A 477-nucleotide genomic window follows, 5' to 3' on the forward strand; every position below is an offset into this window, starting at 1 on the left:
GGCACGGGCACGACGCTGGGCGACCCGATCGAGGCGCAGGCCCTGCTGGCCACGTACGGGCAGGAACGCGAGGGGCACGAACCGCTGCTGCTCGGCTCGATCAAGTCGAACATCGGGCACACGCAGGCCGCCTCGGGTGTGGCGGGTGTGATCAAGATGGTGCTGGCGATGCGGCACGGCATGGTGCCGGCGACGCTGCACGTGGACGAGCCGTCCCCGCACATCGACTGGACGGCCGGCGCGGTGGAGCTGGCGATCGAGTCGCGGCCGTGGCCGGCGGTGGACCGGCCGCGCCGGTCGGCGGTGTCGTCGTTCGGCATGTCCGGCACCAACGCCCACGTCATCATCGAGTTGCCCGACGAGCCGGAGGCGGTGGCCCCGGCAATGTCCGGGCCGGGCCTGGTGGCGTCGGACGTCGTGGTGTGGCCGGTGTCGGCGCGGTCGAAGCGCGCCCTCGCGGGGCAGGCGGCACGGCTC

The 477-nt window shown here is 73.8% G+C and carries 1 protein-coding gene; it reads left to right on the forward strand.

Translation table 11 applies throughout. The features are described from left to right. Nucleotides 1–477 (forward strand): ketoacyl-synthetase C-terminal extension domain-containing protein (locus ACFHW0_RS31780; RefSeq protein ID WP_416613318.1); only part of this gene is annotated, 477 nt, incomplete at both ends.

It is taken from the genome of Micromonospora sp. LOL_025 (assembly GCF_048060285.1).
Lineage (GTDB): Bacteria > Actinomycetota > Actinomycetes > Mycobacteriales > Micromonosporaceae > Micromonospora.